Annotated in this window: 15 protein-coding genes; 7 read left to right on the top strand and 8 right to left on the bottom strand. The window is 39.2% G+C overall.

Going from position 1 to position 14,843, the window contains the following annotated elements:
* Positions 1 to 5: 5 nt before the first annotated feature.
* Both Q9Q86_RS12820 and ubiG read right to left on the bottom strand, forming a co-directional pair.
* Complete coding sequence (locus Q9Q86_RS12820; protein WP_075695949.1) at positions 6 to 704, bottom strand: HAD family hydrolase; 699 nt, start codon at positions 702 to 704, stop codon at positions 6 to 8.
* Positions 704 to 1,417: a bifunctional 2-polyprenyl-6-hydroxyphenol methylase/3-demethylubiquinol 3-O-methyltransferase UbiG gene (gene ubiG, locus Q9Q86_RS12815; RefSeq protein ID WP_112986941.1), complete on the bottom strand. Its 714-nt coding sequence runs from the start codon at positions 1,415 to 1,417 to the stop codon at positions 704 to 706. Before ubiG ends, Q9Q86_RS12820 begins: the two co-directional genes overlap by 1 nt.
* 169 nt (positions 1,418 to 1,586) lie before the next feature.
* Between ubiG and Q9Q86_RS12810 the strand changes: the two genes are divergently transcribed.
* Positions 1,587 to 2,207 (top strand): thiol:disulfide interchange protein DsbA/DsbL, encoded by a 621-nt coding sequence (locus tag Q9Q86_RS12810; RefSeq protein ID WP_112986940.1) that lies wholly within the window; start codon positions 1,587 to 1,589, stop codon positions 2,205 to 2,207.
* A 49-nt stretch (positions 2,208 to 2,256) separates the two neighbouring features.
* On the opposite strand, the gene Q9Q86_RS12805 is transcribed toward Q9Q86_RS12810, so the two are convergent.
* Both Q9Q86_RS12805 and Q9Q86_RS12800 read right to left on the bottom strand, forming a co-directional pair.
* Positions 2,257 to 2,895: a TetR/AcrR family transcriptional regulator gene (locus Q9Q86_RS12805; protein ID WP_004907310.1), complete on the bottom strand. Its 639-nt coding sequence runs from the start codon at positions 2,893 to 2,895 to the stop codon at positions 2,257 to 2,259.
* A 106-nt stretch (positions 2,896 to 3,001) separates the two neighbouring features.
* Positions 3,002 to 3,652: a TetR family transcriptional regulator gene (locus tag Q9Q86_RS12800; RefSeq protein ID WP_004956897.1), complete on the bottom strand. Its 651-nt coding sequence runs from the start codon at positions 3,650 to 3,652 to the stop codon at positions 3,002 to 3,004.
* A 427-nt stretch (positions 3,653 to 4,079) separates the two neighbouring features.
* On the opposite strand from Q9Q86_RS12800, the gene Q9Q86_RS12795 reads away from it, so the two are divergent.
* From Q9Q86_RS12795 to Q9Q86_RS12780, 4 genes are all read left to right on the top strand, one after another.
* Entirely contained in the window at positions 4,080 to 5,120 is a 1,041-nt protein-coding gene (locus Q9Q86_RS12795) for a ferredoxin reductase (RefSeq protein ID WP_112987028.1), read from the top strand.
* A 29-nt stretch (positions 5,121 to 5,149) separates the two neighbouring features.
* Positions 5,150 to 6,340, top strand: a complete 1,191-nt coding sequence (locus Q9Q86_RS12790) for an acyl-CoA desaturase (RefSeq protein WP_004966919.1) — start codon at positions 5,150 to 5,152, stop codon at positions 6,338 to 6,340.
* A gap of 124 nt (positions 6,341 to 6,464) precedes the next feature.
* Entirely contained in the window at positions 6,465 to 7,181 is a 717-nt protein-coding gene (rph, locus tag Q9Q86_RS12785; protein ID WP_004907303.1) for a ribonuclease PH, read from the top strand.
* A 482-nt stretch (positions 7,182 to 7,663) separates the two neighbouring features.
* Positions 7,664 to 7,831 carry a hypothetical protein gene (locus tag Q9Q86_RS12780; RefSeq protein ID WP_171293817.1) on the top strand — a complete coding sequence of 56 codons (168 nt, stop codon included), beginning with the start codon at positions 7,664 to 7,666 and terminating at the stop codon, positions 7,829 to 7,831.
* Here the strand turns inward: Q9Q86_RS12780 and nadC are convergent.
* A complete protein-coding gene (gene nadC / locus Q9Q86_RS12775; protein ID WP_004956879.1) occupies positions 7,828 to 8,673 on the bottom strand; it encodes a carboxylating nicotinate-nucleotide diphosphorylase in 846 nt (281 codons plus the stop codon). The genes Q9Q86_RS12780 and nadC overlap by 4 nt on opposite strands.
* 144 nt (positions 8,674 to 8,817) lie before the next feature.
* On the opposite strand from nadC, the gene ampD reads away from it, so the two are divergent.
* Entirely contained in the window at positions 8,818 to 9,390 is a 573-nt protein-coding gene (ampD, locus tag Q9Q86_RS12770) for a 1,6-anhydro-N-acetylmuramyl-L-alanine amidase AmpD (protein ID WP_039048111.1), read from the top strand.
* A gap of 82 nt (positions 9,391 to 9,472) precedes the next feature.
* Positions 9,473 to 11,023 (top strand): murein biosynthesis integral membrane protein MurJ, encoded by a 1,551-nt coding sequence (gene murJ, locus Q9Q86_RS12765; RefSeq protein ID WP_171293815.1) that lies wholly within the window; start codon positions 9,473 to 9,475, stop codon positions 11,021 to 11,023.
* A 32-nt stretch (positions 11,024 to 11,055) separates the two neighbouring features.
* On the opposite strand, the gene Q9Q86_RS12760 is transcribed toward murJ, so the two are convergent.
* The 3 genes from Q9Q86_RS12760 to Q9Q86_RS12750 form a co-directional block, all read right to left on the bottom strand.
* Positions 11,056 to 11,739 (bottom strand): FKBP-type peptidyl-prolyl cis-trans isomerase, encoded by a 684-nt coding sequence (locus Q9Q86_RS12760; protein ID WP_112987031.1) that lies wholly within the window; start codon positions 11,737 to 11,739, stop codon positions 11,056 to 11,058.
* Between the two features lie 44 nt (positions 11,740 to 11,783).
* Positions 11,784 to 12,491 (bottom strand): FKBP-type peptidyl-prolyl cis-trans isomerase, encoded by a 708-nt coding sequence (locus tag Q9Q86_RS12755; RefSeq protein ID WP_112987032.1) that lies wholly within the window; start codon positions 12,489 to 12,491, stop codon positions 11,784 to 11,786.
* A 171-nt stretch (positions 12,492 to 12,662) separates the two neighbouring features.
* The gene (locus Q9Q86_RS12750) at positions 12,663 to 14,843 is read right to left on the bottom strand and encodes a polysaccharide biosynthesis tyrosine autokinase (protein WP_112987033.1); all 2,181 of its coding nucleotides are present in this window, start codon (positions 14,841 to 14,843) and stop codon (positions 12,663 to 12,665) included.

The raw sequence follows: 14,843 nt of genomic DNA, 5'->3' as shown, positions 1-14,843 counted from the left end.
AATGTTTAACCCATCATACGCTGATTTTCTGACAAAACAGTGATTTTCTGTTTGAGCAATTCATGTAATTCCGGAACTGTTTGGATAATCGCATCTGCATTCCACGCATCAAGGTCATCACGAGATTCAATTGGTAAATAACCATACGCTGCCAAAATCGTATACATACTCGCATTACGACCTGCATCGATATCACGAGGATGATCACCAACATAGATGATTTCTTCGGCAGCAATTTGAAGTTGTTTTGCAGCCAAATACATCGGTTCAGGATCTGGTTTAGTATTTCGAACATCTTCGGGGCAAACCAAGACGGAACAACGTGAGCTGAGATTTAACTCTTTAAGCAGTGACTCACTCAGACCACGTGGTTTGTTGGTTACGATACCCCATGGAATTTGTTTTGCTTCTAGCTCTTCGAGTAAAGGATACATACCATTAAAAAGGTCTGTATCTACAACGATATTTTCACCATATACATCTAAAAAGCGTTGGCGATGAGCGAGAAACACTGGATCAGTCACGTCTAATTCTGGATAGACCAATTTCACCATGGCTCGTGCGCCTTCTGACACTTGAGTTCGAATTAACTCCGCATCAACAACTGGACGTTGCTCATCACGACACATCTGTTGAATGATGCGAATAAAGTCAGCCGCAGTATCTATGAGCGTTCCATCAAGATCGAATAATACCGCTTTCATTAGGCACCTGTATTGGTAGTATGAACCATATAATTCACATCGACATTTGGCGCTAACCAATAGTGTTTGGTGATTGGATTATAGTGAAGACCAATCATTTCTTTTAAGCTAAGACCAGCGTTACGAATATCGTGTGCCATTTCTGAAGGGCGGATGAATTTATGATAATCATGTGTGCCTTTTGGCAGTAAACGTAACACGTACTCAGCGCCAATGATCACAAACAAATACGATTTAGGATTACGGTTGATCGTTGAAAAGAATACATGACCGCCTGGTTTCACCAAACTTTGACATGCTTTTACAATCGAAGCTGGATCAGGCACGTGCTCCATCATTTCCATGCATGTGACAACATCGTATTGACCTGCTTGCTCTAGCGCAAGCTGCTCAACAGGGATTTGGCGATATTCAATGTTTTGTACATTTTCTTGTTGTGCGTGTAGACGACCGACAGCGAGTGGGGCTTCGCCCATATCAATACCGAGAACATCTGCACCACGACGTGCCATGCTTTCTGCGAGGATGCCACCACCGCAACCGACATCCAAAACTTTCTTGCCTGCCAATCCACCTACACGCTCATCAATCCAGTTTAAACGTAATGGGTTAATTTGATGGAGAGGGCGGAATTCAGAATGTTGATCCCACCATTTGGCAGCCAGTGCTTCAAATTTTGCGATTTCTTGTGGGTCAACATTCAATTGCGACATGGTGTCACCTCTATTTATTGGCATAATGATCTAGGTCTAGTGTAGCGATTCTTGAAAAAAAAGCGATAAATCCTATAAAAAACTTCACAGAAGCAAAACAAATTGATCGTGTTTGATTTATATTTAGCATATAAACTTACGAAAAATGCTTAGAGGAAAAGCAAACTCAATGAAAAAGTTAGTATTAGGTGGTTTAAGTGCGGTTGCAATGGCGTTTTCAATGAATGCTATGGCGGCTAATTTTGTTGCTGGTAAAGATTATACTGTGGTTGCGAATCCAGTGAAGACCGCTGCACCAGCAGGCAAACTCGAAGTACGTGAATTCTTTTGGTACGGATGTCCACATTGCTTCACACTTGAGCCACATATGCAAACGTGGTTAAAGAAGATTCCAAGTGATGTTTATTTCTTACGTACACCTGCTGCGATGAATAAAGTATGGGAGCAGGGCGCACGTGGTTACTACGTTTCTGAAGCGCTTGGCGTACGCAAGAAAACCCATATTCCATTGTTCCATGCGATTCATGAAGGTGGTCAACAAATCTTTGACCAAGCTTCTCAAGCAAAATTCTTTGCACGTTATGGTGTGCCAGAACAGAAATTTAACAGTATGTTCAATTCATTCCCAATTACTGCAAAAATTGCTGAATCTAACAAATTAGCTCAACAATATCAGTTGACGGGTGTTCCAGCAGTTGTAGTAAATGGCAAATATGTGGTGCAAGGTGGAGATGCTAAAGTGACTCAAGTCGTTGACTTCCTACTTGAGAAAGAGCGTAAAGCTAAATAATTGGCATGCTTAAATAAAAAAAGGACTGTCATCACAGTCCTTTTTTTATTTAAGCGTTTTCATCGAGCTGAAATTCTTTTAGATCGATCTGTACTGTTTGAGTAGGTAAAGATAGTGCTTGGCTGACATAGAGATTAATCAGTTTTTGGCGAGAGCCAATTGAACGTTGGTAATAGCTTGAGTTCAATAATAGTGCTGCGCCATAAGTCAGAGACCAAATATAAGATAAATAGTCTCGAATCGACATATCGTAGTTCTGTGATTTTAAATATTTTTCAGTCATGTCTTTGAGTGAAACAATACGTTGTTGGCGAACAGCGTATAGTTCATCAAACAAATGTTTGAGTTTCGACTCTGTCATGGTCAGATGTTCTTCTAACTGATGTAAAAGAATCGTACGACTCGGCGCCGTTAAATGATGCAGCATATAACGAGGGGCATATTCTTTGAAATCTGTATTGTATTGATCCGAAATCTTGAGAATTTCTTTTTCATTTTGAATGATCAGTTCAAGTAACAATTCATTTTTGCTACGGAAATGCTTATATAAGGTGCCTTTTGCGATATCCAGTTCGGCAACCAGTTCATCGAGGGTCATTTCTTGGTTGTTTTCTAATAATAGCTTTTCCGCAACCTGCAAAATTTTTTCTTTACGTATTAAGAACTGAGTATGACGATCAGGATTCATGATGCTTTTAAGCTCCTCATAGTGTTCTAAACGGCATCGCGCTATTGTCTAATGCATCATAACGCTTAGCAATGCTTTTATATATCAACCTTTCATATTGATATAATCAAGCGTTTTGAGGTTCCCAGTTTGAGATCCCACGAAATAGTAAGCGCACTTGAGTCGCTGCATTATCGATAAATAAATTTTGCTGCTCTAACAAATGATCAATCGTGAACTGTTTCGGTAAGTTGATCCATGTCATCGCCCATGTAAATGACATATTAATCAAAATCGTTGATAAGACTTGGAGGTCTTTGGCTTCCTTAATATGTTTAAAGGTTTCGAGTTTGCACAGGTCAATGGCAAGATCTTCAATCAAAAATTCGATTTCACGGGCAATCGCGATTCGTACTGTTTCAGAACCACCCCAACGTTCAGCGATCATAAATTGCCACTGTTGAGGGCTATGATTTACTGCTTGGACAAACAACTCAATGCTAGTTCGTGTTTTCGCAGACCCGCTGTGTTGTAAATAACTTTGCCCCAGTTGATGAATCAGGCTTTTGAGATGCAAAGAAACTTGATCAACGAGTTCTTGCCCTAACGCTTCCATGTCTTGGAAATGACGATAAAACGCCGTTGGTACTAAACCAACTTCGCGAGCCACTTCACGCAAACTGATACTACTAAATGAGCGTCCAGAAGTACTGAGATGGAGTGCTGCATCAAGCAGAGCTTGTCGGCTCTGTTGTTTTCGTTCATCTCTAATCGACATGAAAAAGATCCATTGAATTCATACAGCAGAGTCTAGCAAAAAAAACATGATTTTTTTAGCCCTGAGCGAGGATTAAACAAAGCAACTTTGTCCTGAGAAGTGTCTAAAGCCTAGCAAGAAAATGAGCAACTAGGCTGCAAATAGAATTTATACCAATACTTTCTTTGTTCTCATAACCATTTAATGCCTGTTAAGAGGTGAAGTTGCCAAGCGATAATAGGAACATGTTTTGTTAGGGCTAGATTTGTTGATTAATCCATTATTTTTTTCTCGTCATTTTAGCGATTTATAAAAAAGTATTAAAAATAACCAAAAATTAGTGAACAAGTGTTGACTCAGTGAACACAAATTAATATAGTGTACACATGTTCACTACATGAACATTTGTTCACTCAATATAAATAGCCAGATACAAAACGAGGAACGTATGAACGCTAAGTTAAATTATCAACCGCATTGGATTCGTGAAGATTTTGTTGATTTTATCCTTGCAAAAGTTAACCCGATGTGGGCTTTGCGCCGCATTATGGCAAAGATCGAAGCGATTGAGCCGATTGCAGATGAAATGATCAAGGTCACTTTAAGCAGTAACAATAAATTTACAACCTATCAGCCTGGTCAATTTGTGATGGTGACGGTTCGTATTGATGGTGTGCTGCATCAACGAGCGTATAGCTTGGTAAGTTCACCAAGTCACGACAAATTGGTATTGGGTATAAAAAAACAAGGTCGTGTATCTAACTATTTAGCCAACAGCGCACGTGCTGGTGATGTGATTGAAATTACTCAGGCGATGGGCGAATTTACGCTAAAAGACTTTGATACAGAAGAAGGTAAACAACCAATTCTTTTGGTATCTGCAGGTAGTGGTATTACGCCGATTATTCCGATTGCGAAACAGGCTTTAGCACGTTCAAATCAACCTGTAACGTTGATTTATTACTCACGTGATCCAGCGTTCCGTACTGAATTGGAAACACTGGCAGCAGAATATGCGCATTTTAAGCTACACATTATTGTCGATAGTGCTGAACAGCCTGCTTATTTTGATGAAGAAACTTTGGATCGTTTGTGTGCTGATGCTGCTCAACGTCAAACCTATGTGTGTGCTGCTCCAGGGTTGATGAAAGCGACACGTCAAATCTGGACGAACCGTGGTTGGTTAGACCGTTTAACGCAAGAAAGCTTCTTGCCAGTGACGATGGATGTGGATGCTCAAATCCAACCAGTCAATTTCCGCCGCAGTATGCAAGAGTTTGAAGGTCGTGGCAACCTATTGGCCAGTGCTGAAGCTGCGGGTTTGAAACCATCTTTTGGTTGTCGTATGGGGATTTGTAATACCTGTGTTTGTACCAAGGTTAGTGGTGCAGTGAAAAATCTACTTACAGGTGAAATCGATAACCAAAACAATGTGCAAATTAAGTTGTGTGTGAGTGAAGCGGTGAGTCCCGTTGAGATTGACCTTTAATTCATATTGACCAGATAGAGAATAATATTATGAACATGATGACAGTAAATCCGACTAAAACGATTCCTCCAATCAAATTTGGCGGTAACACAAGCCGTGCATTAACACCAGAAGAAGTACAAGAGTTTGGCCGTAAGATTGAAGCCATCCGTACTGAAACCATGGCTAAAATTGGCAAAGAAGATTCTGATTATATTTATAAAGTACGTAACTTTGTACGCTATACCGAAATTGCGTCACGAGGCATGTTGATGTTTGGTGGTTGGATTCCACCCGTATGGTTATTGGGTACAGTTATGCTAGGCGTATCTAAAATCGTTGAAAACATGGAACTTGGTCATAATGTGATGCATGGTCAGTTCGACTGGTTAAATGATCCAACGCTTAATGGTGCAACCTACGACTGGGATACGGTGTGTACGGGTGAAGATTGGAAATATACGCATAACTATAAGCACCATACTTATACCAATGTGTATGGCATGGATCATGACATTAGTGGTTATGGCGTGATGCGTATGAGTCGTGAGCAAAAGTGGGAACCTCGCTTTTTGTTTAACGTACCAACGGGTTTTGTATTATCTACAGGTTTTGAATGGCTATTGGCTTTACAACGTCTAGAGATGGAAAAAGTATTATTTGATGGCACCAAAACTTGGAAAGAAGTGTATGTAGAATCCAAAAATCTACGCAAAAAGATGGTACGTCAGTTTGGTAAAGATTATGTGCTGTTCCCATTGATTGCTGGCCCAATGTTCTTGCCAGTATTAGCGGGTAACTTTGTTGCCAATCTGATCCGTAACTACTGGGCATCGACCGTGATTTATTGTGGTCACTTTACAGAAGACTCTGAAATTATCACTGACAATATTGATAATGAAACCAAAGCAGAGTGGTACTTGCGTCAGATTCGTGGTTCAGCAAACTTTACTGGCGGTAAAATCATGCATTTCTTAAGTGGTAACTTGAGTCATCAAATCGAACATCACTTGTTCCCAGATGTACCTGCCAACCGCTATCAAGAGATGGCTCCTAAAGTACGTGCAGTCTGTGCAGAGTTTGGTCAACAGTACAATACAGCGCCGTTTGGATCTCAAATTGTGAGTGTATATAAACGTCTGGCGATTCACTCTTTGCCTGACAATGTGGTAGACCGTTTGGTGGCGATCAAACATAGCTTTGTTGACGCAGTGAAAAGTATGTTTGGTAAAGCTGCTTAATTAAGATAGAGCATTGTTTGAGTCATTAAGCGATGCTCTTTACCAACAAGCAAAAGGGAAAGTACGTGTAATTGAGATATACTATGGTGCTATTATAGTTGTGCTATCGTTTTAAGGAATTATTATGCGTATTGACCAAAGAGCATTAGACCAGTTACGTGACGTAAAGATTACGCGTAATTATACCCGTTACGCTGAAGGTTCAGTTTTGGTTGAATTTGGCCATACCAAAGTGTTGTGTACAGCAAGCATTGATAATTCAGTACCTCGTTTCTTGAAAGGTCAGGGACAAGGTTGGGTAACTGCGGAATATGGCATGTTGCCACGCTCAACGCACACGCGTAGTGATCGTGAGGCAGCACGTGGTAAGCAAACGGGTCGTACTCAAGAGATTCAACGATTAATCGGTCGTAGTCTTCGTGCGATGGTGGACTTGAAGAAGTTGGGTGAAAACACGATTACGATTGACTGTGATGTGATCCAAGCGGATGGCGGTACACGTACTGCGGCAATCACAGGTGCAGCGGTTGCATTGGTAGATGCAATGAATGTATTGCTGAGCAACAAGAAAATTAAACATGACCCATTAAAAGGTTTAGTGGCAGCGATATCAGTCGGAATGTATCAAGACGAAGTCCTACTAGATTTATGCTACGAAGAAGATTCAAATTGCCAAACGGATTTAAACGTGGTGATGACACAAGCAGGTGAATTTATTGAAATTCAAGGGACGGCAGAAGACAAACCGTTCACACGCCAGCAGTGTAATGCCATGTTAGAGCTTGCAGAAAAAGGAATCTCAGAGTTGATTCAAAAGCAACAGCAAGCACTCGGTTGGTAAGTTCCAGTTGATAGTGCGGGCGGTCTGTTTTTTTTAGACCGCCTTTTTTTTATTTAAGATTAGATCAGAAGGAAAAAATAAATAGCCAAAAAGATAACCATGCCCCATGTAATAAAGCCAACAATAAAAACCTCAGTGCTCTCAATATCAACGTGACGTCTCAATCGATAAACAGATACAACACAATACCCAGTGCCACGAATTAAGCCCTCGATAACCACCTCAAAAATGATATGCAGAAAAAAGCGGATGATTTGAAAAAGCAAAGTAAAGAAGGTTTCGAAAATAGATTCCATTTTTTATGATTTAAAATAGTTTATGGGTCAATGTATCTCTAAGCGACATAAAAATAAGCATGATCAATGAATATCTATCTCTACATAGACGCATTATAAATTTTCAAACGGTAACAATACCCGCTTATTCAGCTCATCTTAGTTTGGTACGCTTGCGTAAATTGAAAATAATAAGGAGGGGGAATAATGGTTCAGGTATTTCTCGTTTTTTTAACAGCAGTGACTTTTGTTTTGATGACTGTTGATCCACGCTCTACTGATTCGACACAAGCCAAGTCAGCTTGGAATGAAAAAGTCGAAGTATCTAGTGACACTTCGACTCAGAAGGAAACAAAAGATGTTGATGATGCTTAAGCATTAAAACGCATAGATAAATCTACAGCTCTCACATCCTTAGTCAGTACACCCATTGAAATATAATCTACGCCAGTTGTTGCAACTTCGCGTAAGTTCTCAATAGTAATATTGCCTGAGGCTTCTAACTTACAACGTCCAGCAACATGCTTCACTGCATCAATCATTTGTTGCTGGCTGAAATTATCTAACATCACGATATCAGCTCCAGCTTCGAGTGCTTGATTCAGTTCGTCCCAAGTCTCTACTTCTACTTCTACTGGTTTACCTGGTGCGATTTCATGTGCTTTGGTAATGGCTTGGGCAATACCACCTGCTGCCATAATGTGATTTTCTTTAATTAAGAAAGCGTCGAATAAACCTAGACGATGATTTTGACCACCACCGATTGCCACTGCATATTTTTGAGCAATGCGTAAGCCTGGTAAGGTTTTACGTGTATCCAAAAGTTTAGTGTTTAAACCATCCAATTGTTTTACGTAATTTGCCGTTTTGGTCGCCACAGCAGAAAGCGTTTGCACAAAATTCAAAGCAGGACGCTCAACAGTCAGTAAGCTACGGGCTGAACCTGCCAATTTTAGAAAAGCTTCATTGGCTTGAACAAGTTCACCTTCTTGCTTTAACCACGTGATTTGAACATCTTTATCATAAGCTTTGATTAAGGCGTTAACCCAAGGTTGACCAGCCAATACCATGTCTTCACGAGTGATAATCGTTGCTGTAGCTTGCTCATCTTCTGGTGTGAGCATTGCGGTAATATCACCGTCCCCAATATCTTCCTGTAATGCTTGTTGAATGTTAATTTGAATCGATTGTTCAAGCAAAGATTGAGGAATGCTCATACTATTTCCAGTATAGGTTGACCAAAAAACTAGTGCGTTATATTAGCACCCTCAACATAAAAAATAAGCATTTCATCTCGATTATTGCGCATAAAGCATGTCAAAATGGCAAAGATAAAGATTAAATTGCCGATTTGATAAACCATGCAACGTTCTAGATTTGCGCAAATTCGAAATGGTGTATTAGAAGGTGCGACGCAACTTCCATCACCAAATTTTAATGCACGTCCAATGGATGCTGACATTCAACTGATTGTTATTCATAACATCAGTTTGCCACCTTCTCAATTTGGTGGTGGTTATATCCAGCAATTCTTTCAAAATAAGTTAGATTGGAATACTCATCCTTATTTTCAGACCATTGAAGGCATGCAGGTATCCGCACATCTATTGATTTTGCGCACTGGAGAAGTGATTCAATTTGTAAATTTTAATGATCGTTCGTGGCATGCAGGACGTTCGAGTTATCTAGCACACAAAGAATGTAATGATTATTCGATCGGCATTGAGTTGGAAGGCAGCGATGATCTTCCTTTCGAGGACGCACAGTATCAAGCATTGGTTGATGTTGTACTGATGCTAGCTAAAAGCTATCCAAAAATTCAGAATCATATCGCGGGGCATTCTGATATTGCACCAATGCGGAAAACAGATCCAGGTCCTTATTTTGATTGGCAAAGATTCCGAAAAGCACTATCACAAGCCAAATTAACTTAAAAAATATCCGCCAATTTATGATTTCACAACGAAATCTATTTTGAGTTTCATTACAATAACGCTTTTTAAAGATAAGCCGTAGGTGAATGCGATGGCATTGTGGCGATCGACTATTATTGTCAGTGCAATGACGATGTTATCTCGAGTTTTGGGATTAGTGCGTGATATCGTGCTATTAAATGTATTTGGTGCGGGTAAAGATTTCGATACTTTCGTTGTTGCCTTTCGTATTCCAAACTTTTTTCGACGCTTATTTGCGGAAGGGGCTTTTTCTCAAGCTTTCATTCCTGTTTTAACCGAATATAAAACTAGTAAAACACATGCAGAAGTGCAGATTCTGATTAGCCGTGTATTTGGTTGTTTGCTGACGGCTATGTCATTGCTAACTTTTGTGGCGATGGTTGCCGCACCAGCGATTATTTATTTGTATGCACCAGGATTTCATAACGATCCAGAGAAATTTGATTTAGCGGTGGATATGTTCCGCCTCACGATTCCTTATTTAATGTTCATGTCATTGACGGCTTTTGCGAGCAGTATCTTAAATAGCTATGGCTCATTTGCATCGCCAGCATTTTCACCTGTGCTTTTGAACATTGCGATGATTGCAGGAGCATGGTGGTTAACACCTTTTATGGCAGAACCCATTATGGCATTGGGTTGGGCTGTCGTGGTTGCAGGTGTTTTACAGTTAGCGATACAAATCCCTGAGCTTTGGAAAAAGAATTTACTTATTCCACCTAAAGTTGATTTTAAGCATGAGGGTGTTGATCGTATCTTAAAACTAATGTTGCCAGCATTATTCGGTGTTTCAGTGACACAAATTAATTTACTGTTAAATACGATTTGGGCATCGTTCATGCAAGATGGTTCAGTATCATGGTTATACAGTGCTGAACGAATGACTGAACTGCCATTAGGTCTCATTGGTGTTGCGATCGGCACAGTTATTTTGCCTTCACTGTCTGCGCGTCACGCTGAGCAAGATCAAGCTAAATTTAAAAGCATGATTGATTGGGCTGCCAAGATCATTATGTTGGTCGGTATTCCTGCAAGTATTGCATTATTCATGTTATCGACGCCGATTATTCAAGCTTTATTCCAACGTGGCGAATTTACTTTAGAAGATACACATATGACGGCACTTGCATTGCAATGCATGAGTGCAGGTGTAATTTCATTTATGTTGATTAAAGTGTTTGCACCAGGTTTTTATGCACAACAAGATACCAAAACACCAGTTCGTGTTGGTCTCATGGCAGTTGCTGCAAATGCGATTTTAAACGTTGTATTTATTGGATTCTTTAAATTAATTGATTGGCATGCTGAGCATATGGCTTTAGCACTCGCTTCTTCGGGCTCTGCTTTAGTCAATGCTGGAATGCTTTATTTTTATTTACACAAAAGAAATATCTATCGTTTTGGGGCGCATTGGAAAAAGCTAGGTTTTCAATTTTTAGTTGCCAACATAACCATGATTGCTGCTCTTGCATATGCTTTAACATGGTATCAAGGTGATATCGCTCAGTGGTTGCGAATTGCAGAAGTTGTTGGCTTGTGTGTATTGGGTGTCGCTGCTTATGTTATTGGTTTACTAATCACGGGTTTTCGCCCAAGACATTTGAAACATTAAAAAATAAACCCTCCAACAAGGAGGGTTTATTACTATTTCACTTCGAGTAATTCAATATCAAAAATAAGTGTGCTGTTCGGTCCAATTGCATCTCCAGCACCCACGTCACCATATGCTAAGTTAGATGGAACAAAGAAACGACTTTTGCCACCTTCTTTCATCGTTTGGACACCTTCAGTCCAGCCAGAAATGACTTGATTCAGTTTAAATTCAACAGGGTGGTTACGAGCAATCGAGCTATCAAACACAGTTCCATCAATTAATCGACCTTCGTAATTAACTTTTACTGTCGATGTTAACTTTGGCGATTTACCAGTACCTTGTTGAAGAATTTGATACTGTAAACCTGATTTTGTTGTGATGATATCTGACTTTTTAGCATTTTCTGCTAGAAATTTTTTTCCTTCCTGAGCATTTTTTTCTGCCTGCTCTTGGAATTCAACTAATTGTTTGGCTTCAAGTCGTTTTTTATACTGGTTGAGAACTGTCGCCATTTGCTCATCACTGAGAGTTGCTGGTTTTCCCTTAATTGCATCTTCAAGCCCTAGTACAAAGGTTTCGATATTCAAGTCTTTGAGCGTTTCTGTATTTCCTTTCCCCATTAAATAACCGTAGCTATAACCCAATTGATCTTTTTGTGGACTTTTTAGGGTGATAGGAGCTGCTTGAACCGTTCCAATCATCAATGTTATGAGAGTAAGTGTAAGTTTTTTCATTCTTTCTTCCAAAATAAAGGAGAGCACAAGCTCTCCCTATATCATTATTTTACAGCGATTAATTCGACATCAAAAATCAAAGTACTATTTGGTGGGATAGAGCCTGGCACGCCTTGTTCACCGTAGCCTAGGTTGGCAGGGATATAAAGCGTTGCCTTACCGCCTTCTTTCATGAGTTGTAGACCTTCAGTCCAGCCAGGAATGACTTGATTTAATGGAAACTCGATTGGTTCACCACGATCGTATGAGCTATCAAATACTTTACCGTCAGTTAATTGACCTTTGTAATGTACTTTAACGACAGAAGTTGCAACAGGTTGTTTGCCAGTTCCTTCTTTGGTGATTTTGTATTGCAAGCCAGATGCTGTTGTTTGAACACCTTCTTTTTTAGCATTTTCAGCTAAGAAACTTGAGTTGCTTGCCTCAACTTTTTTGGTTTCGTCTTGTTGCTTTTGTTGCATCTCTTTTTGGAATTCTACATATGCTGCTTGTAATTCTTCCTCAGAGTATGCTGCAGGTTTTTGAGCATGTGCATCACGAAAACCTGTAATAAATGCATTCGTTTCAAGCTCTGGTGGAGTTTGTTTTGCAACTTCATAACCGAGAGCATAGCTGATCTTAGCAACAGGTGCTGCATTTTTATCAGCTTTCGCGCCAAACTCAGTGGTTGGATTTTGTGTCGCATAATAAACAGGTACTAGGGCCGCACCGCCTAACACAACTGCAGCAATGAGAGGTAAAGCTTTACTCATGAGATGTCCAAAAGTGAGATTCTAAATAAAAATATGTCAATGATCTTAGCATGTCTAAGCTTAAGCAATGAATAACTTAGCTGTAAAATGCGTAGGTTTTTTTATAAGATTTATGTTTAAAAAAAAGCCAAATCAAATGATTTGGCTTTGATTAAAGCTTGAAAAGAGAACTTAATCTTCTTTTTGGGCTTTATAGGCATATGCATAGTTATAGCTATAACCAGCACCTGCTGTGCGTTGGATATCATTCAAGATGAAACCATTGACTTTCACACCAGCTTGTTCGAAACGATTTAAGCTGAGTTCAAGCTCTTTCATTTGTGATTTCGAGTAACGTGCAATTAACAAGTTTACGCCAGCATATTGAGAAATAATGATACCGTCTGTCACTGCCAATACAGGCGGTGTATCAATAATAATATGGTCATACTGCGTACTTAATTCATCCAGCAAGGTTTTGAGTTTTTGTGAACTTAGGATTTCAGATGGATTGGTTGGACTTTTACCACGTGTAATCACATTCAAACCATTCACTTGTGTATTGTGAATAACTTGATTCAATTCTACTTGATTGCTAAGAAACTCAGATAAACCTGGTTTGACCTCAACATCAAAGTATTTGTGCATATAACCACGACGCATATCAGCATCGATTAGAAGTACTTTTTTATCACCTTGAGCAAAAATCGTTGCTAAGTTTGTTGAAATAAAAGACTTACCAACCTCAGGGGCAGGACCAGCAACCATAATAATATTATTTTTTGCATTCGATAGCGCAAAATGAATAGCGGTACGAATGCTCCGTAAACTTTCAATTGCAATATCATCGCTATGCTTGACAGCCAAGATAGTAATTGATTTTTTCTTTTTCAAGATCCTCATACGAGTTTCTTGTACAGGAGATCTTGGTACTGTTGCATAAACTGGTAGATCGAACTCGCGTTCAATTTGTGCTGAATCTTTGACTCCAGTACGTAGCATATTTCTTAGTAGAGCAACTAAAGCCCCTAAAAAGCCGCCAAGGAAAATAGCAAGAATGAGAATTTGTATTTTCTTCGGTTTAATAGGTTCTACTGGTTCAACGGCAGTATCAACAATACGAACATTACCAATTTCACCCGCTTTCGCGATACGTAATTGCTGATATGAGTTTAATAATGCTGTGTAGAGTTGTGTTTTAACTTCAACTTCACGGAAAAGTTGTAAATATTGGCGCTGAATATCAGGTAATTGTTTCAATGTACTGTTTAACTCAGTAATTTGTTTGTCAATAGCACCAATCTGAGCATTGATTTCACGCATTGCAGGATGTTCAGCTGTGTACTTTGCTGCAAGATCAGCTTGTTGTTGTTGTAACTCAATTTTCTTAGTTTCTAAGGTAATACTTTGAGTTAAATAAAGCTCTGATTCTTTAGTTACATCAACGGTATTGTATTGCTGACGAAATTTATTGAAGAGACGTTCAGCATCATCAAGTTGTTTTTTCAAATCAGGGAGTTGTTCATCCAAGAATTTCAAAGTTTGTGCCGTTTCTGCAGAGCGACGTTCCACATTTTGTGCGCTATAAGCAGCCAAAATCGCATTTAGAATCTTAGTAATATGCTCCTTATCTTGACCTTGATAATTTAAGCCTAAAATACCAGTTAATTTACCTCTTTCAGCTACAGAATAGTTTGAAAGAATAGCTTGGACTGTAGCAGGCAAAGAATTCTTTTGTACTAAATAATCAGTGTCAAATGCATCATTTGTAAAAATTGCAAGTTTCCATAACCCGTATTTAGTATTAATAGTATTTAATTGATTTAATGGGGCTGTTAGAATAATCTCATCTGTTTCAAGATCAGCAAGGCTAAAATTATTATTTTTAAAACTCAAACTAAGTTTTTTATCCAAGTAATAGTTTGGAATATCAAACTGTCTGATATCAAATGATCTCTCTTCATCATTAAAAATGACCGCTTTTGGTGTGTATTCTGTGGTGTAATCCACTTTATTGAATAAACGATGAGAGAAGGTATCTTCTGTACTGGAAACGTTTAGATCTAGATGAAGTGCTTGTATAACAGAACCAAGAACCAAACGGGACTTTAAAATTTCGATTTCCGATTGAGCTGGTGATTTTTGTTCAATCATCTGCGAAAGATCGCCAAGCAAAGCAGCAGAAGCTCCTTTACTGTCTTCTACTTGAACCAACGCATCAACTGAGTATGTATCTGGAGTTGCACGTAGGTATAATAAAGCAAAGACCAAACTCAAAATAATACACAGAGCAATAAGCTTCCATTGTGTAATCAAAGCAAAAAAAAGCTCTTTTAGGTCAATCGTTTCTTCAGTATCGGTTTTTTGGCTCAT

Source organism: Acinetobacter sp. A22 (assembly GCF_030913345.1).
Lineage (GTDB): Bacteria > Pseudomonadota > Gammaproteobacteria > Pseudomonadales > Moraxellaceae > Acinetobacter > Acinetobacter junii.
This window is presented reverse-complemented; position numbering and strand designations above follow the sequence as displayed.